Here is a 17572-nt window from a genome sequence, read left to right on the forward strand (position 1 = left end):
TCAGACGTCGTTCTCGTCAAAGAACGGGGTCATCTGCGCAACGATCACGCTATTTTCCTCGAGTGCACGCTGCATCAGTTCTTGTTCGTCTTCGTCGATATCGTGGCCTTCGACAAGACGCTCATCCAAGGTGCCATAACCCGTCACGTCCAACGGGTTGAGATCGGCTTGTTTGAGGATAGCGACTGTTTCGCGGACAGCTTCAGCCTCATCAACACCGCTGGAATAACACATCAGTGCCGCACCAGTGCTACCATCGGGCAGCCCGTCACCTTCTTTGCGACCGACCTGAACCAAAAGGGTGTAGACCTGTTGCTTGGTGTCTTTTTTGACCATTTCGGCCCCCTCTTGCCTTGTTCGGCGCATGAATAACGGATGAGACCGTTTGACCGCGAACGCGGTGATTTTCAAGTGGCGCTGCAAACCACATTATACTTTTGCACCGCGAAAATCGGCAAAACCTACTCAAATGATCCCCGAAAATAACCCTTAGGTGAATAGACCTGTTCACCTATTTACTCCCTAATGCGTGGGTCGAGACACTTCATTCGCATGTCGTGTCGCTTCAGTCTTTCAGAGACGCGGGTGACTCTCCGTCACGCCCACGTCACGACTTTGCCCCGCAAGCTACCGCTCGCGGGGCTTTTTTATGGCCGCGTCATAAACAAAGGCGCGACCAAACTGGACGCGCCCTAAACTCGATCTGCGAGAGATTATTAATCGCGCAGGAGTTCGTTGATACCCGTTTTTGAACGCGTACGTTCATCCACACGCTTAACAATTACCGCGCAGTACAAGTTGATACCGTTCTTCGACGGCATCGAACCCGAGACCACGACCGAATACGGTGGCACTTCTCCGTAGAAGACTTCGCCCGTTTCACGGTCAACGATTTTGGTCGACTGGCCGATGTAAACGCCCATGCCCAGAACCGAACCTTCACGGATGATACAGCCTTCGACGACTTCGGAACGCGCACCGATAAAGCAGTTGTCTTCGATGATGGTCGGGCCGGCCTGCATCGGCTCCAGAACGCCACCGATACCTACACCACCCGACAGGTGAACGTGTTTGCCGATTTGAGCGCAGGAACCAACGGTTGCCCAAGTGTCAACCATAGTGCCTTCACCAACATGCGCACCGAGGTTCACGAAGGACGGCATCAGAACAACGCCTTTGGCGATGTATGCAGATTTACGAACAACTGCGTTCGGAACAGCACGGAAGCCAGCCGCTTGGAAGTCTTCAGCGCCCCAACCTTTGAACTTGCTGTCGACCTTATCCCACCAGCTGTGACCCTGCGGACCGCCAGACTGAAGTTCCATATCCTTGATACGGAAGCCCAAGAGGACGGCCTTTTTAGCCCACTGGTTTACGTGCCATTGACCGTCATCCTGACGCTCGGCAACACGCAGCGCACCGCTATCGAGCGCGTTGAGCGTATCTTCAATAGCTTCACGGGTTTCGCCCGTGGTCGCAGGGGTGATCGTATCGCGGGCTTCCCACGCGGCTTCGATGGCAGCTTCGAGCTGGACGTTCGACATGTGGCCTCTCGGTGTTAGATGTGGTTTGAACCTTCCGAGGGGCTATAGACCGTTTCGCCCCCAAAGAGCAATAAAAGGCACGACCGATGAGAGACGACAACCGACGCCACCCCCTTCGCCACTCAGGAGAAGACCGTCAGGCCGCCAAACACATCCCTGACACTCCGCAAACGCGGTCGCCGACCTATAAACTGGCGTTTTCGGACACGGATTTCATGTGTCGCGAGGATCTCCGCCCTGTCCGTCTGCAACTCGAACTTCTAAAAACCGAATTGGCGATGGACGAAGCTCACATCGAATCAACTATCGTTCTGTTCGGTGGCGCACGAATTCCAGCGCCCGAAAACAAAGCGACGGCGCGGACACAGACGCTCTCTGATTTGTCGAAATACTACGATGAAGCACGTCGCTTTGCCCGCATGATGACCGAGCTTTCGCTGAAATCTGGTGGCCATGAGAACGTCATCGTCACGGGCGGCGGTCCTGGCGTGATGGAGGCTGGCAACCGTGGCGCAGCTGAGGCAGGCGGTAAATCAATCGGATTGAACATCGTCCTGCCGCACGAACAAGCACCGAACCAATACGTGACCCCAGAACTGTGTTTCAACTTTCATTACTTCGCCATTCGGAAGATGCACTTCCTCATGCGCGCGAAAGCAGTTTGCGTGTTCCCTGGTGGCTTCGGGACTTTGGATGAAATGTTCGAAAGTCTGACCCTGATCCAGACAGGTCGGATGGAGCAAGTTCCCTTCTTACTGTTCGGTAAGGAATTCTGGGAAAAGATCATCAACTGGGATGCGCTCGCTGACGCTGGTACCATCTCGGATCAAGATTTGGCGCTCTTCCGCTACGTTGAAACCGCCGAAGAAGCGATGGCCGCGCTCGCGAATTGGGAAAACGTGGGTCAAAAGCGCGGGTCAATCCCGGGCCGCTGACCTGAGGTGCGGGGCCTCAAAGCCCCGCTTCTGCCTCGATCTGAGCCCGCGATTTACGTGCCCGTTCGGTCGCGGATTTCAACTGACCACATGCCGCCATGATGTCTTCACCGCGCGGCGTGCGAATTGGTGACGCGTAGCCTGCTTCCATCAGTATCCGCGCGAAGGCGTGAATACGGTTGTTCGACGACCGTTTATACGGTGCGCCCGGCCATTCATTGAACGGGATCAGGTTCACCTTCGCCGGAATACCGTCGAGCAGTTTGACCAAACGATGCGCGTCCTCGAATGTGTCGTTCACACCGTCGAGCATCACATATTCAAACGTAATCCGTTCGCTGTTCGTCGCCTTCGGATACTCGCGAAGTGCGTCCAGAAGGGTCTCGATGTTCCACTTTTTGTTCACAGGAACGAGCTTATCGCGGACCTCATCGGTCGTTGCGTGGAACGACACAGCGAGAAGACAGCCGATTTCCTCGGCAGTCCGAGCGATCTCGGGAACAACGCCAGAAGTCGACAGCGTGATACGACGACGGCCCAAGGCGATGCCTTCACCGTCCATGGTGATCTTCATCGCGTCACGGACGTTTTCGAAATTATAGAGCGGCTCGCCCATCCCCATCAGAACGATGTTAGACAACAAACGTGGGCCATCATCACCAGTGCCGGTTCCTGGCTCGGGCCATTCATCCAAATCATCGCGGGCCAGCATAATCTGACCAACGATCTCAGATGCGGTCAGGTTGCGCACCAGTTTCTGCGTGCCAGTATGACAGAACGAACAAGTCAGTGTGCAGCCAACTTGAGAAGACACACAAAGCGTTCCGCGGCCTTCCTCAGGAATATAGACGATCTCTACCTCGTGGCCGCCCGCAATACGAACGAGGTATTTGCGGGTGCCGTCTTCGGACACCAGCTTCGTCACCAACTCAGGACGCTCAATCACGAAATTCTCGGAGAGCATCTTGCGATAGTCTTTGGACAGGTTGGTCATGACGTCGAAATCAGTCACGCCCCAATGGTAAACCCACTGCCACACCTGATTGAGGCGCATCTTGGCCTGCTTCTGGGGCGTACCTGCTTCGATCAATGCCTCACGCATTTGTTCGCGAGTCATGCCAGCAAGGTTTTTGGCTCCCTCCGGCAGTTTGCGGGGGATTGTAAGGACGTCTTGGGTAATCGGAGCAGTCGCGGTCATAGCAGCCTCGGATGCGGGTAGATGGGCGCTCATATAGGATTCGGGGCAGAATTCAAAAGAATTCCGCCCCAATATAAGTTAAATTATGGTGTCGCGGATCGAAATTAGCCAGCGCAGCGGCGCTGAGCCTCTTCCAACGATGCCGTGAAGCCCAAAAGCGAGAAGCTATCTTTCGTCACGGTGCCGCGTGCGGAACGCGCTGTCAGAACCGCTTCAGAGCCAGCACGCATTGCAGCAACAATCTGTGCATCGGCTTCGGCGTTAGCAGGCCACGCGTTTTCGCCTTGAACGTAGAGATCGTACTCACGTCCACCGATCTCCATCTTCACAGTGGATTCACCTGCGAAAGGATACCCGCCCGTGAATACCACTTGGCCATTCAGACCAGCGGACGGCTTAAAGAAGACGTAGAGCAAGATATCGCCACGGCGCACCGCAACAACGTTGCCATCGCGTGTGTTCACTGTCTCTTTGGGTGCAGAGACGATCCAGCATTCGCGAGGATCATTGCCCTCGAAGACGCTCCAGTCGGTGTTGGCGGCTACGCGATTGTCAGAGTCCTGCGCGACAGCCACACTAGCCGTACCGAGCGCAAGAGCGACAACTGCCGCACGCATCATTCCAGAAATCATTAGACAGCCTCCAAGCTGTTTTTGCCTCTTCTTCCACTTGCCCGATGCTCTACCGTCACCGTTCCGCAGGCAGATCTATTCTCTCGATGTTGTATCTTTACCAAGAAAAGAGGCCTATGGGAAAGTCCCATTGGCACACGAAATTGTGCGGATTCCCGCCTGAACTCCCCGAACTCAGGCCATCGCATCCCAAATCAGCTTAATCGCCATCGCTGTAGAAGCGATTACTAGAACAGGTTTGATAACGCGCGAGCCGACTTTCATCGCCAACTTGGAGCCCAGATAGGCGCCGGCCATCTGCCCCGCCCCCATGCACAGCCCTGTCACCCAGAGCGGTTTAGCCACAAGCGCAAAGGCAAGCGTCGCGCCCACGTTTGATGCGAAGTTCAGTAGTTTTGTATGCGCTGTCGCTTTCAGAACGCCATAGCCACCCAAGGCGACAAACCCGAGCATGAAAAACGCACCAGTGCCTGGCCCCAAGAGGCCGTCATAGAACCCTATGACGGGTACAAAAGCGATCATGAACAGAGCGGGACTGATGCGTTGCACACGATCCAAGTCATCCAAACCAGGTTTAAATGCGAAGAAGAGCGCGACTGCGATCAGCAAAACGGGCAAACCCAAACGGATCACATCCGTGGGCAGGAACGAGGCGAGCAATGCACCTGCGATCGATGCTGCGAATGACATCAAGGCCGAGGGCAACTGCGCAAACAAGTTCACATGCCCAGCCCGCGCATAGTTAATCGCGGCCATACCTGCGCCAAATAGACCCTGGACCTTATTCGTTGCGAGAGCCGTAATCGGGTTCAGACCAGCGATCAGCAACGCAGGAATGGTGATCAAACCACCACCGCCCGCGATCGAGTCGATGAAACCCGCCACAAACGCAGCGCTAGTGAGGAGAACGAGAAGTTCGACAGAATGTTCTAGCACTTAGGATACAAACTCGCTGCGTTTATACCCCTGCAGATAGAGGAGAGCGGTCAAATCACCGTGGTTAATACGAACGCTGCATTCTGCCTGAACGCTTGGCTTCGCATGAAGTGCAACGCCAGTGCCCGCACGACCGAGCATACCGAGGTCGTTTGCACCATCACCAACGGCAATCACGTCAGCCTCTAATATACCCAGACGCGCAGTAATCTCTTCCAGCGCCTGAACCTTCGCTTCGCGGCCAAGGATCGGATAGCCAACTTTACCCGTCAACTTGCCGCCTTCGGCAATCAAAGTGTTTGCACGGTTCTCATCAAACCCCAACGCCGCCGCGATGCGCGACGTGAACGCGGTAAATCCACCTGACACCAAGGCAGCATAGCCACCCTTTGCTTTCATTGTCTGCACCAGCTCATAACCGCCAGGCATATGGGTAATACGGGTATTCAGAACGTGGCCGATCACAGTCTCATCTAAACCAGCCAAAAGACTGACACGCTCTTCTAACGCCCCGTTGAAATCCAACTCGCCATTCATCGCGCGCTTTGTGATGTCAGCGACACGCTCGCCCACGCCAGCTTCGGCAGCCAGCTCATCAATGCATTCCTGACGGATCATCGTCGAATCCATGTCGGCAAGGAGCATTTTTTTGCGACGCCCGTCGGTCGATTGGATCACCAAATCGACCCCATTGGACTGTAGGTCAGACCAAACATCCCAAAAATTCGATGGCTTTACGGGAACTTCGAACTCTGCAGCCTCATCTACTGACAGCCAGATCGCGTCGCCACCGCCCCACGCATTACGGAGCGATTCCACCAATGGCGTTTCGATTTTACGCTCCGAAGGTGCACAAAGAAGGGTGACGGTGAACATCGGACAGCTCCGGTTACGACTTGTTTCGCTAGCGTTTCGCATATCCATAAGCCGCTGCCAAGCAGGTCCGAAGTTTCCGATAGTAGTCGTGGATAGTCCAATTACGACCTTTTGCCGAAAACAAGCGTCATTTTTCCCATTGCAGCTTTCTGCACCGCCGCATATGTCCAGCAGCGGGACACCTCTCCCCAACGAGAGGCGCTTATCTGAAAGGGTACCAGAAATGGTCAAAGAGACTCCGGCAACGCGTCCGGCAAATGCGCGTTTTTCTTCCGGCCCCTGCGCCAAGATTCCAGCCTTCGAACTCAACATGCTCGCCGACGCCCCAATGGGTCGCTCGCACCGCGCTGCTGTTGGCAAAGCGAAGCTGAAAGAGGCAATCGACCTCACCCGTGAAATTCTCGGCGTTCCCGCCGACTACCGCATCGGCATTGTTCCAGCGTCCGACACTGGCGCTGTTGAGATGGCCATGTGGTCGATGCTCGGCGCTCGTGGCGTCGACATGGTCGCTTGGGAATCCTTCGGCGAAGGCTGGGTCACCGACGTTGTGAAGCAGCTGAAGCTCGACGCAAACATTCATAAAGCTGCTTATGGCGAGATCGTCGATTTCTCCAAAGTGAACTTTGACAATGATGTTGTCTTTACTTGGAACGGCACCACTTCGGGCGTTCGTCTGCCGTCTGGCGACGCGATTCCTGCGGACCGCGCTGGCCTGACCATTTGCGACGCGACCTCCGCCGCTTTTGCGATGGACCTCGCTTGGGACAAACTCGACGTTGTGACCTTCTCTTGGCAGAAGGTTATGGGTGGCGAAGGTGCGCACGGTATTCTGATCCTCAGCCCCCGCGCTGTTGAACGCCTCGAAACTTATGTTCCAGCATGGCCGCTGCCAAAGATCTTCCGCATGACCAAAGGTGGCAAGCTGATCGAAGGTATCTTTGTTGGTGAAACCATCAACACGCCATCAATGCTGGCTGTCGAGGACTACCTTGTTGCTCTGAAATGGGCGCAAAACCTCGGCGGTCTGAATGCATTGATCGCTCGTTCGACCGCAAACGCACAGGCTATCTGGGACTTCTGCGCAACCCGCGACTGGATCGCTAACCTTGCTGTTTCGGACGATATTCGCTCGAACACCTCGGTTTGCCTGAAGTTCACCGATGACCGTATCCAAGACGGAGCTGCATTTGCCAAGGCCGTTGCAAAACGCCTCGAAAAAGAAGGTGTTGCGCTGGACGTAGGTGCTTACCGTGACGCGCCTGCTGGTCTGCGTATCTGGTGTGGCGCAACTGTCGAAACCTCGGACATCGAAGCAATGCTTCCGTGGCTCGAGTGGGCATTCGAAGCAGAAATCGAAGCACAAGAGTGATCTTGCGGGGCGCGACCAACCGCGCCCTTAACCCCTCATTTTCGGGCAGATGCCCACAAATAAAGGAGCCCTACCATGGCCCCCAAAGTCCTTATTTCCGACGAACTCTCCCCCGCAGCGGTTCAGATCTTCAAAGATCGTGGCCTTGACGTCGACTTCCAGCCTCAACTTGGTAAAGACAAAGAAGCGCTCGAAGCGATCATCGGCAACTACGATGGTCTCGCGATCCGTTCTGCGACCAAAGTGACCGAGAAAATCATCGCTGCTGCGACCAACCTCAAAGTCGTCGCTCGCGCTGGTATCGGCGTCGATAACGTAGACATCCCGACTGCCTCGAAAAAAGGTATAATCGTGATGAATACGCCGTTCGGCAACATGATCACCACGGCTGAACACGCCATCGCGATGATGTTTGCAGTAGCGCGTCAAATCCCCGAAGCGTCCGCATCTACTCATGCTGGCAAATGGGAAAAGTCGAAATTCATGGGTGTTGAGCTGACCGGCAAAACACTTGGCGTTATCGGCGCAGGTAACATTGGTTCGATCGTGATCGATCGCGCTCAGGGCCTGAAAATGAAGGTCGTCGCATACGATCCGTTCCTATCCGAAGAACGCGCTGCAAAAATCGGCGTTGAGAAGCTGGAGCTAGACGAACTGCTCGCACGTGCTGACTTCATCACCCTGCACGTTCCGCTGACCGACTCGACCCGCAACATCCTGTCGCGCGAAAATCTCGCGAAAACCAAACCAGGCGTCCGCATTGTGAACTGTGCTCGGGGTGGTCTGGTTGACGAAGAAGCTCTCGCTGACATGCTGAAATCGGGCCACGTTGCTGGTGCTGCATTCGACGTGTTCTCGGTCGAGCCTGCGAAAGAAAACCCGCTGTTCAACCTGCCGAACGTCGTCTGCACCCCGCACTTGGGCGCGGCCACTTCGGAAGCTCAGGAAAACGTGGCGCTTCAGGTTGCGGAACAGATCTCTGACTACCTGCTCACCGGCGCTGTTACCAACGCGCTCAACATGCCGTCCGTGACCGCCGAAGAAGCAAAAGTCATGGGCCCGTGGATCAAGCTGGCTGGTCACCTCGGTAACTTCATCGGTCAGATGACTGACGAGCCTATCAAAGCAATCAACGTGATGTATGACGGTGTCGTTTCCGACATGAACCTCAAAGCACTGGATTGCGGTGTGATCGCAGGCATCATGAAAAAAGCGAACCCTGACGTGAACATGGTGTCCGCACCTGTGATCGCCAAAGAACGCGGCATCAAACTCTCGACCACCACTCAGGATCAGTCGGGCGCGTTCGAAGGCTACATCAAAGTGACCGTTGTCACCGATGGCTACGAGCGTTCGGTTGCTGGCACGGTGTTCTCTGATGGTAAGCCGCGCTTCATCCAGATCAAAGGCATCAACGTGGACGCTGAAGTTGGTCAGCACATGCTCTACACCACGAACGAAGACGTGCCGGGCATCATCGGTACACTTGGTTCGACCCTTGGCAACAATGGCGTCAACATCGCGAACTTTACCCTTGGTCGCGCTGGCGCAGGTGGCGAAGCAATCGCGCTTCTCTATGTGGACGATGCTCTCAATGCTGAGACACTGAAGGCCCTGTCTGACACAGGTAAATTCAAGCAAGTCAAACCGCTGGTCTTTGACGTCGCCTGATCCACGCTACATTCCTAAAAAGGGGCGGGTTTCCGCCCCTTTTTCCTTTTGAAGCCCTGCCGTTACAAAGACTAACTATAACGGGGGTTTACCATACGTTCGGAACACATCATGATTTATGCAATTGGCGATATTCACGGCCAAATCGACCAACTCGAAAACGCACTTCGCCTTATTGAAATCGATGGTGGTGCAGACGCTCATATCGTCTTTCTCGGGGACTATACTGACCGAGGTCCCGATAGCCGCGCCGTGGTCGAACGATTGATGAATGGAGTAGCGGAAGGTCGGAACTGGACTGTTCTGCGCGGCAATCACGACCGGATGTTCTGTCGCTATCTGGCGGATGGCACCGAACATGACGCCCAGATTAAGTCTGGCAAGGGTTGGTTCGATCCTGCCCTCGGCGGGGCAGAAACCCTTCGGTCTTATGGTGTCGAGGTTGCTGGCACTGACACACTTCCCAGCGCCCAAGCCGCCGTTCCCCCCGAACACCTCGCATTCTTGGAAAGTCGCCCGCTCTGGTTTGAAACAGACGATTTGATCTTCGTTCACGCAGGCATTCGCCCCAACATTGCGATGGAGGACCAGATCGAAGACGACCTGATCTGGATCCGTGTTGGTTTCTTGGATCACGAAGGCCCCTTTGAGAAACTGATCGTTCACGGGCACACGGCTCTGGATACACCAACTCATCTTGGCAATCGGGTCGACCTCGATGGCGGTGCCGGCTATGGTCGTCCGCTCGTTCCTGCGGTATTTGATGGGACCATTTGTTTTACTTTGACCGATCAAGGGCGCGTTCCGCTACTACCGTCGGCCTGAAAGAGCTGAAATGCCCGTTGAGTTTTCATCCCTGACCGACCTAATGGCACACGGTTTTGACACCGTGATCGACGTTCGTTCCCCTGCCGAATACGCCGAGGATCACATCGCGGGCGCGATCAGTCTGCCCGCAATGTCGAATGAAGAGCGAGCAATCGTCGGGACGATCTATAAACAGGAAAGCCCTTTCAAGGCCCGCAAAATCGGGGCGGCAATTGTTGCCCGCAATGTGGCGCACCACCTTGAAACCGCCCTCGCGGACAAGGATGGAGGATGGAAACCGTTGGTGTATTGCTGGCGCGGCGGACAACGATCAGGGTCCGTAGCCATCATCCTCAAACAGATCGGATGGCGGGCGGATACCATCGCGGGCGGGTATAAGGCCTATCGTCGTTTCGTTTACACCGACATGTATGAGGCCCAAATTCCACACCGCTTTGTGCTGTTGGATGGGAACACTGGGACTGCAAAGACCGATATTCTTAACCGTTTATCTGCGCACAGCATTCAGACACTCGATCTCGAGGGGATGGCACAGCATCGTGGCTCTATGTTGGGCGGTGTGGCAGGAGGTCAGCCTGATCAGAAAACCTTTGAGTCGCGATTGGCCTGCAAACTATCGACACTGGACCCACAACGACCAGTCGTCGTCGAAGCCGAAAGCAGCAAAATCGGTCGCTTGAATGTACCGCCGACGGTCTGGGCAGCGATGTGCGATGCGCCTCGTATTGATATTGAAGCCCCAGTTGAAGAGCGCGCGCGTTATTTACAGGGTGCATATGCCGATGTCATCGCAGACACCGACCGCCTGACCAACCTTTTGCAGCCACTTCGACAGCATCGTAGCCATGCGACCGTCGATCACTGGGAATCCTTGCTTCAGGACGGTGACTTTACCGCTCTCGCAAAGGCTCTGATTGTCGATCACTACGATCCATCCTATGCAAAGTCTCGATCGGTTCATGCACCGACCGTTCTTGGCTCGCTTCACAGCGACACCCTTGACGACATCGGACAGGCAAACTTAGCCGAGCGGGTGGCCGATATCGTCAAATCACTTTGATCGCTGGCGTGTCGGTGATCCGTCCAATAGCCGCAGCGCCATAACCACAAAGCCGCAATTTCCGCACCATTTCATCCGCAAGATCGGCGCGCACTGCAGCTAGCAAACCGCCCGATGTTTGCGGATCGAACAGCAGATCGAAACGCGGCCCTTGCGCCCCAAAGACGCCCCCGGCCCCCTCGCGATTTTCGTCCCAGAGTGTGGATTTCACACCCGCGGCGATCAGCTCTTCGGCGCCGCGCAGCACGGGCAGGTTCGCCAAGGTGATTTCGGCACCAACGCCAGAGGCTTCGCAAATACCCGACAAATGACCTGCCAACCCAAAACCTGTAACGTCCGTCATCGCTCGCGCTTCCGACGCTAAAATACGGCTCGCGACGGCTTGGGGTTCAGCCATACGCTGATAGGCCGCCAACACATCACGCCCTTTTGCGAGCCCGCGCATTTCAGCGGCCAAGAGAACCCCCGTTCCCAATGGCTTTGTTAGGATCAGAACGTCGCCCTCTTTTGCGCCCTCAATCGTGCGGACCTCTCCCGCAGTGCGGCCCGTGATGGTAAAGCCAATGGTGAATTCTGACCCAACCGAGGTATGGCCACCCGCGACGACCGCGCCCACCCGCCCCATAACATCCGCCGCAGCCGAGGTAATCTCTGCCATTGTGCGTTGCTGAAGCTCTGACGACATGCGCGGCAAGATCACAGACATCGTTGCCGCCTGAGGTTCCGCCCCCATCGCCCAAATGTCGCCCAGCGCATGGGTCGCGGTGATGCGTGTCATGAGATCGGGATCATGAGTGAACGCTCGCAAGTGATCGGTGGTCATAACGAGGGTCTCGCCACCAACCTTGATCACTGCTGCATCGTCACCTTTCACATAGCGAACGTCATCGCGGTCACTGCTGGGCAAATCGGCAAGGGCTGCACGCAATGTGCTGCGTCCCACCTTCGACCCACATCCTGCACACATCGGGACATCGCCCATGACCGCTCGTACACCGTCCGCGACCAATGCGGGCAACTTTGGCTGCGCCATCGTGGGCAATTTATGGAATTTTTCCATGAACCCCGTATCGATGCGATTTTTCCATGACCACAACAGCGGCCCCCGAACAGCCGTTCCAAGCTTTTCTGCCAAAGCGGATTTCTGACCGAGAGAAATGAGCTTCAGGTAATCTTTCTGCGGCTGGTAGCCTTTGAACGTTCCGCCCGACAAGGCGGCCCGAAGGTTATGGAACAACACTGGTGCTTCGCGAACGGCAAAAACACCCGCTTTCGGGCGTGGCGCGTGGGTGAGATAGGCACAATCACCCACCGCGAAAACGTGACTATCGCTCGACTGCAAGGTTGGTCCGACGCTTATGAAACCTTGGTAAAGGTTCAATCCCGTCTCAGTGATCCAACCATGCGGGCGTGCGCCCGTCGCACCGTTGGTAAAAGTAGACGGCACACGCGTGCCATCCTTGAGGACTACAGCATCCGCCGTCACCTCAACCACATCCGCGTTTTCGATCACTTCGACACGCGCCTCTTTCAATGATTTCAACAACTGAGACCGAGCCGTCTCGCTAAACTCGGTCAGCGCTGTGCCGCGATCAATCAAACGAACCTCAGCCGATTTGCCTCGCAGCGCATGCGCCATAGCCATAGACAGCTCTGCGCCTGCGACGCCGCCACCCAAAACCGCCACACGAGGCTTCTTGGCCTCTTTGCGATAGACATCCCAACGCGCCGCAAATGTATCGAGAGGTTTTGCAGGAATACCATGTTCGGCAAATCCTTGTAGATTAGGCATCTCGGATGTGATCCCGATATCGATAGACGCGATGTCGTACGGTATCGGTCCACGCCCCTTGAGGCTAATGGTCCGTGCTCGCAAATCAATCCCGATGGCTTTGTCCACGATGACCCGAGCACCCGCAAACCGCGCCAGTTTAATCAAATCAATATCGAGTTCGTCTTTGGAGTAGTGACCAGCGACAAACCCCGGTAGCATTCCAGAATATGGAGCCGTAGGCGCAGGGTTAATCACCGTCACACGAACGCCGGGCAATGGGTTCATGCCCCACATTCGCAGAACGAGAGCGTGCGTATGCCCACCGCCGATCAAGACGAGGTCGCGGGTCAGAGGGATTTGATCGTGCATGATGGGTGACTCGTTCGCAGTTCGATTGACGTTCCAGCGAGACTGACATTTGGCCTCTCAACTGGCAACCGGACATCCCACCGCACCGTGTTCTTTGATTTCCCAAAGTGACGGAACGTTTCACTGTTTTCCTACGTTACCATGAGTAACCTTCGCTCAACGGGAGGACTACTATGACTGACATCGTAATTTTGGGCGGCGCACGGACCGCAATTGGCACATTCGGCGGTAGCCTTGCAGGCACGGCTCCTATCGACCTTGGCGCAATCGCAGCTAAGGCAGCGTTGGAACGTTCGGGCGTCACTGGCGATAAGATCGGTACAACGGTCTTTGGCCACATCATCAACACCGAACCACGTGATATGTATCTGTCACGTGTTGCCGCGATGCAGGCTGGAGTTCCTGAAGCAACTCCCGCCATGAACGTGAACCGCCTTTGCGGCTCGGGCGTTCAGGCAATTGTATCGGCAACGCAGTCATTGATGCTTGGCGATGCTGACTTTGCATTGGCTGGTGGCGCGGATTGTATGAGCCGCTCGCCCTACATCCTCCCCGATGCCCGCTGGGGCGCGAAAATGGGCGATGTGCGCGGGCTCGACATGATGGTCGGCGCGCTGACTTGCCCGTTCGGCACAGGTCACATGGGCGTCACCGCAGAGAACGTGGCTCGGGATTACAACATCAGCCGCGAGGACCAAGACGCCTTTGCGGCAGAAAGCCAGCGCCGTGCATTGGCTGCAATGGAGGCAGGGTATTTCGACAGTCAGATCGTGCCGGTCGACGTCAAAGTGAAACGCGAGATGGTCGCCTTTACTCGCGATGAACACGCCAAACCAACCACTGTCGAAGCCCTCTCCGGCCTACGTCCTGTGTTCCAGAAAGATGGCTCTGTCACTGCCGGCAACGCGAGCGGCATCAACGATGGCGCTGCGGCAGTCATCCTTTCACGTGCAGATGCGGCAGAAAAAGCAGGCCTCACACCGAAATTCCGCATTGCGGGCTACGCGCATTCTGGTGTCGCACCAGAGGTGATGGGTATTGGCCCGATCCCAGCCGTTCGGTCCCTGTGTGAACGCACTGGCCTTTCAATCGGCGACTTCGACGTCATTGAATCGAACGAAGCCTTCGCGGCTCAGGCCATCGCGGTCTCTCGTGAACTTGGGTTCGATGCGGCCAAGGTGAACCCGAATGGCGGCGCAATCGCGCTTGGCCACCCTGTCGGCGCGACGGGTGCCATTCTGACCGTCAAGACCATGTATGAACTCGACCGCATCAGCGGCCGCTATGGCCTCATCACCATGTGTATCGGTGGAGGCCAAGGTATCGCATTAGCGATTGAGCGCCTCTGATCAATCCTCAGGATAGTCGCGGGAAAACACCAAGGTGTTGTCCTGCGACATCTCTGGATCAAAGGCATATCCGCCCGTGTGGAACCCCTTGAGATCCTCGATCTCTGTGATGCGGTTTTCGATGATATACCGCGCCATCGCACCCCGCGCCCGTTTGGCGAAAAAGCTCACAATCTTTGGCTTGCCGCCTTTGACCTCATAAAATTGAGGCGTCACCACGCGCAGCTTCAGGGCCTTAGTATCTGCCGCATGGAAATATTCCTGCGAGGCGCAATTGACCAAAACATCGGTTCCAATGGCCTCGGCCTCTGCGTTTAGGCGCTTGGAAATCTGTGTGCCCCAATAATCATACAGATCTTTACCGCGACGGGTCTTGAGCTTGCTCCCCATCTCTAACCGATAGGGCTGCATGCCATCCAAGGGACGCAGGAGCCCATACATCCCTGAAAGTATCCGCAAGTGATCCTGCGCCCAACGCAATGCGTCAGGATCAAGGGTCTTTGCTTCCAACCCCTTGTAGGTATCACCATCGAAAGCAAACACCGCTGGCTTTACATTCTGCGGCTCGGGATCAGCGCTATAAGCCTTGAACCGATCGCGGTTCAATTTCGCTAAATTGTCTGAAATCGACATCAAGCTTTTCAGGTCTGACAGGGTCAGGTTCCGCGCAGCCTTTGCCAATCGCATCGCATCATCAGGGAACATCAAGTCAGTCGGCTCGACAGATACAGGTGACATGTCCAATGATTTTGCGGGGGAAACGACGATCAGCATTTATGGCTCCTTCTTGCAAAGCGGAACCTAGCACTCACCTCTCAAAACTAAAGGGGCCAAACGCAGTTATTCGTCTGCTCAAATGCACACGAATGTCAGGATGCTTCTGACAGGACACCTAAAAATGCCGCCCCAAAGCGCTCTGCATATTTAGCGCCGAGCACCAGCTCCATCGTCGACATATCCCGAGGGCGCATTTGCGCAACTTTCGCCAACAGCGATGCCGAACATGTCATCGGCTTACCAGTGCCATCCTCGCCTCGACTGAGGTCAGCCTGAACTTCGAGCAGTCGATCATAAACCGAGCCCTCGCTCCGCCCCGCCATCTTACGACGCGCGGGGTGAAGTTGCGCCACCTCCCCTGCAATCACCGAAAGAAACGCATCACCGTAGCTCTGCAGTTTCTTCGCGCCCACGCCGCTGATTTTTGCCATCTCGTCTAGGCTCATCGGGCGCTTCTGAGCCATCTCGATCAGAGTGCTGTCGTTGTAGATAATATACGCTGGCACACCCGCCGCCTCTGCCAATGCACGGCGTTTCGCCTTAAGCGCTGACAGTAGCGGCGCGTCGTCCTCGCTCACCAGCATTTTGATCTTATTGCCAGTCTTTGCGGCTTTAATCGTATCGCGCCGCAGCTGGATTGCATCCTCGCCTCGCAAAATGGGTCGCGCTTTTTCAGTCATGCGCAAACCACCATGACGTTCAGGATCAGGACGCAACAAATCATGCCCCATCATCTGCCGAAAAATCGCCTGCCATTCACGGCGACTATATTCTTTGCCAACACCGTAGGTCGGCAATTGATCGTGTCCGCGCTGTTTGATCTTATCCAGATCAGAACCCAACAAAATCTCGATCAGATGACCTGATCCATAGCTTTCCCCTGTCCGCAAAGCCGCAGATAGTGCCATCCGCACAGGCGTCGTCCCATCGAACACATCGGCAGGCTTGTCACAAAGATCGCAATGCCCGCAGGACTTAGCCTTTTCGCCAAAATACCCAAGCAGAGTCTTGCGACGGCATTCTAGCGCCTCACAAAGTCCCAAAAGGGCATTCAGTCGAGCATGATCAGCCATACGGCGTTCTGGCGGTGCAAGACCCTCATCAATTTGCTGACGTCGGTAACGAATGTCATCAGGTCCAAAGAGTGTGAGTGTCTCAGCGGGTGCCCCATCACGACCGGCACGACCGATTTCTTGGTAGTAAGACTCAATCGATTTCGGCAGGTCTGCATGTGCAACCCAACGGATGTCTGGTTTGTCGATCCCCATGCCAAAAGCAACCGTCGCAACCACAATCAGTCCGTCTTCTTGTTGGAAGCGCCCCTCAACAACGCGACGGTCTTCCGCCTCCATCCCGCCGTGATAATGGCAGGCTGCATGTCCCGCCTCTCGCAACGCTTGAGCGATGGTTTCCGTTTTGGCCCGCGTGCCGCAATAGACAATTCCAGACTGACCTTTTCGCGCCGCTGCGAACGACAATATCTGCTGGCGCGGTTGATCTTTGACCGCAAAAGCGAGGTGGATATTTGGCCGATCGAATCCCCGCAGAAATGTAACGGGGGGAACGCCGTCAAACAGCTTTTCAACAATTTCCGCTTGGGTTTCTGCATCAGCCGTCGCGGTAAAGGCCGCAAGTGGCACGTCCAATGCCCGCCGCAATTCGCCAATCCGCAAGTAGTCCGGTCGAAAATCGTGGCCCCACTGACTGACACAATGCGCTTCATCGACCGCAATCATGCTCACGCCGATGCGACGCAACATTTGTGGCACACCGCCCGCAGCCAACCGCTCTGGCGCCATGTACAAGAGCTTAAGACGTCCCTCTTCAAGCGCCTGCCAAACGCCATCGGTTTCTTCTTGGGTATTGCCAGAGGTCAACGCACCTGCCTCAACCCCAGCCTCGCGTAGCCCTCGCACCTGATCTCGCATTAGAGCAATGAGTGGCGAAATGACGACGGTCACACCGTCGCGCACCAAGGCAGGCAACTGAAAACACAACGACTTCCCGCCACCTGTTGGCATAATGGCAAGCGTGTTTTGCCCCAGAGACACCGCCTCAACGATCTCTTCCTGACCCGGACGGAACCCGTCGAATCCGAATACGTCGCGCAAAAGCGTGGCTGCGGTCATAATATCAATTTCTGGCTGCTCGTTTTGCCTAAAGAATCACAAGCCCTGAGTCAGAGCAACCCCGCCCTGCCTTTGTGCTTGAAATATCTTGGGGGTGCATTGGGTGTAGGCCAAGAGGGGCCGAG

General features: G+C 55.6%; 15 protein-coding genes. 6 read left to right on the top strand and 9 right to left on the bottom strand.

Features of this window, described 5'->3' with window-relative positions; genetic code table 11:
- Complete coding sequence (locus BSK21_RS13100; RefSeq protein ID WP_197498110.1) at window positions 1-336, bottom strand: hypothetical protein; 336 nt, start codon at window positions 334-336, stop codon at window positions 1-3.
- Between the two features lie 380 nt (window positions 337-716).
- Window positions 717-1544 carry a 2,3,4,5-tetrahydropyridine-2,6-dicarboxylate N-succinyltransferase gene (dapD, locus tag BSK21_RS13105; protein WP_067547352.1) on the bottom strand — a complete coding sequence of 276 codons (828 nt, stop codon included), beginning with the start codon at window positions 1542-1544 and terminating at the stop codon, window positions 717-719.
- Window positions 1545-1630: 86 nt separating this feature from the next.
- Here dapD and BSK21_RS13110 point away from each other — a divergent pair, with 86 nt between their 5' ends.
- Window positions 1631-2479 (top strand): TIGR00730 family Rossman fold protein, encoded by an 849-nt coding sequence (locus BSK21_RS13110; protein WP_067547355.1) that lies wholly within the window; start codon window positions 1631-1633, stop codon window positions 2477-2479.
- Window positions 2480-2495: 16 nt separating this feature from the next.
- Here BSK21_RS13110 and rlmN read toward each other — a convergent pair whose 3' ends face one another.
- The 4 genes from rlmN to serB form a co-directional block, all read right to left on the bottom strand.
- Window positions 2496-3677 (bottom strand): 23S rRNA (adenine(2503)-C(2))-methyltransferase RlmN, encoded by a 1182-nt coding sequence (gene rlmN, locus BSK21_RS13115; RefSeq protein WP_067547359.1) that lies wholly within the window; start codon window positions 3675-3677, stop codon window positions 2496-2498.
- A gap of 104 nt (window positions 3678-3781) precedes the next feature.
- On the bottom strand, window positions 3782-4309 hold the full coding sequence (locus tag BSK21_RS13120) for an invasion associated locus B family protein (protein WP_067547363.1): 528 nt from the start codon (window positions 4307-4309) through the stop codon (window positions 3782-3784).
- 174 nt (window positions 4310-4483) lie between these two features.
- Complete coding sequence (locus BSK21_RS13125) at window positions 4484-5245, bottom strand: TSUP family transporter (RefSeq protein ID WP_067547365.1); 762 nt, start codon at window positions 5243-5245, stop codon at window positions 4484-4486.
- Entirely contained in the window at window positions 5246-6121 is an 876-nt protein-coding gene (gene serB / locus BSK21_RS13130; protein WP_067547368.1) for a phosphoserine phosphatase SerB, read from the bottom strand.
- 223 nt (window positions 6122-6344) lie between these two features.
- Between serB and BSK21_RS13135 the strand changes: the two genes are divergently transcribed.
- The 4 genes from BSK21_RS13135 to mnmH all read left to right on the top strand — a co-directional run bounded on the left by BSK21_RS13135 (window position 6345) and on the right by mnmH (window position 11049).
- On the top strand, window positions 6345-7490 hold the full coding sequence (locus BSK21_RS13135; RefSeq protein WP_074039041.1) for a phosphoserine transaminase: 1146 nt from the start codon (window positions 6345-6347) through the stop codon (window positions 7488-7490).
- A 75-nt stretch (window positions 7491-7565) separates the two neighbouring features.
- Complete coding sequence (gene serA / locus BSK21_RS13140) at window positions 7566-9161, top strand: phosphoglycerate dehydrogenase (protein ID WP_067547371.1); 1596 nt, start codon at window positions 7566-7568, stop codon at window positions 9159-9161.
- Window positions 9162-9272: 111 nt separating this feature from the next.
- Window positions 9273-9986, top strand: coding sequence for a metallophosphoesterase family protein (locus tag BSK21_RS13145; RefSeq protein ID WP_067547373.1), 714 nt, complete (start codon window positions 9273-9275; stop codon window positions 9984-9986).
- A gap of 43 nt (window positions 9987-10029) precedes the next feature.
- Window positions 10030-11049 carry a tRNA 2-selenouridine(34) synthase MnmH gene (mnmH, locus tag BSK21_RS13150; protein ID WP_367639196.1) on the top strand — a complete coding sequence of 340 codons (1020 nt, stop codon included), beginning with the start codon at window positions 10030-10032 and terminating at the stop codon, window positions 11047-11049.
- Here mnmH and selD read toward each other — a convergent pair.
- Window positions 11036-13192 carry a selenide, water dikinase SelD gene (selD, locus tag BSK21_RS13155; RefSeq protein WP_067547379.1) on the bottom strand — a complete coding sequence of 719 codons (2157 nt, stop codon included), beginning with the start codon at window positions 13190-13192 and terminating at the stop codon, window positions 11036-11038. The genes mnmH and selD overlap by 14 nt on opposite strands.
- Window positions 13193-13365: 173 nt before the next feature.
- On the opposite strand from selD, the gene BSK21_RS13160 reads away from it, so the two are divergent.
- Window positions 13366-14541 carry an acetyl-CoA C-acyltransferase family protein gene (locus BSK21_RS13160; protein ID WP_067547382.1) on the top strand — a complete coding sequence of 392 codons (1176 nt, stop codon included), beginning with the start codon at window positions 13366-13368 and terminating at the stop codon, window positions 14539-14541.
- On the opposite strand, the gene yaaA is transcribed toward BSK21_RS13160, so the two are convergent.
- Both yaaA and recQ read right to left on the bottom strand, forming a co-directional pair.
- Entirely contained in the window at window positions 14542-15315 is a 774-nt protein-coding gene (gene yaaA, locus BSK21_RS13165; protein WP_067547385.1) for a peroxide stress protein YaaA, read from the bottom strand.
- 95 nt (window positions 15316-15410) lie between these two features.
- Window positions 15411-17447, bottom strand: a complete 2037-nt coding sequence (recQ, locus tag BSK21_RS13170) for a DNA helicase RecQ (RefSeq protein WP_067547388.1) — start codon at window positions 17445-17447, stop codon at window positions 15411-15413.
- Between the last annotated feature and the right edge of the window lie 125 nt (window positions 17448-17572).

The sequence above is a fragment of the Marivivens sp. JLT3646 genome, assembly GCF_001908835.1.
GTDB lineage: Bacteria > Pseudomonadota > Alphaproteobacteria > Rhodobacterales > Rhodobacteraceae > Marivivens > Marivivens geojensis.

Excerpts from the sequence above, each read along its gene's own strand:
- BSK21_RS13100 (WP_197498110.1), bottom strand. The coding sequence starts at position 336 with ATGGTCAAAAAAGACACCAAGCAACAGGTCTACACCCTTTTGGTTCAG.
- dapD (WP_067547352.1), bottom strand. The coding sequence starts at position 1,544 with ATGTCGAACGTCCAGCTCGAAGCTGCCATCGAAGCCGCGTGGGAAGCC.
- BSK21_RS13110 (WP_067547355.1), top strand. The coding sequence starts at position 1,631 with ATGAGAGACGACAACCGACGCCACCCCCTTCGCCACTCAGGAGAAGAC.
- rlmN (WP_067547359.1), bottom strand. The coding sequence starts at position 3,677 with ATGACCGCGACTGCTCCGATTACCCAAGACGTCCTTACAATCCCCCGC.
- BSK21_RS13120 (WP_067547363.1), bottom strand. The coding sequence starts at position 4,309 with ATGATTTCTGGAATGATGCGTGCGGCAGTTGTCGCTCTTGCGCTCGGT.
- serB (WP_067547368.1), bottom strand. The coding sequence starts at position 6,121 with ATGTTCACCGTCACCCTTCTTTGTGCACCTTCGGAGCGTAAAATCGAA.
- BSK21_RS13135 (WP_074039041.1), top strand. The coding sequence starts at position 6,345 with ATGGTCAAAGAGACTCCGGCAACGCGTCCGGCAAATGCGCGTTTTTCT.
- serA (WP_067547371.1), top strand. The coding sequence starts at position 7,566 with ATGGCCCCCAAAGTCCTTATTTCCGACGAACTCTCCCCCGCAGCGGTT.
- BSK21_RS13145 (WP_067547373.1), top strand. The coding sequence starts at position 9,273 with ATGATTTATGCAATTGGCGATATTCACGGCCAAATCGACCAACTCGAA.
- mnmH (WP_367639196.1), top strand. The coding sequence starts at position 10,030 with ATGGCACACGGTTTTGACACCGTGATCGACGTTCGTTCCCCTGCCGAA.
- selD (WP_067547379.1), bottom strand. The coding sequence starts at position 13,192 with ATGCACGATCAAATCCCTCTGACCCGCGACCTCGTCTTGATCGGCGGT.
- BSK21_RS13160 (WP_067547382.1), top strand. The coding sequence starts at position 13,366 with ATGACTGACATCGTAATTTTGGGCGGCGCACGGACCGCAATTGGCACA.
- yaaA (WP_067547385.1), bottom strand. The coding sequence starts at position 15,315 with ATGCTGATCGTCGTTTCCCCCGCAAAATCATTGGACATGTCACCTGTA.
- recQ (WP_067547388.1), bottom strand. The coding sequence starts at position 17,447 with ATGACCGCAGCCACGCTTTTGCGCGACGTATTCGGATTCGACGGGTTC.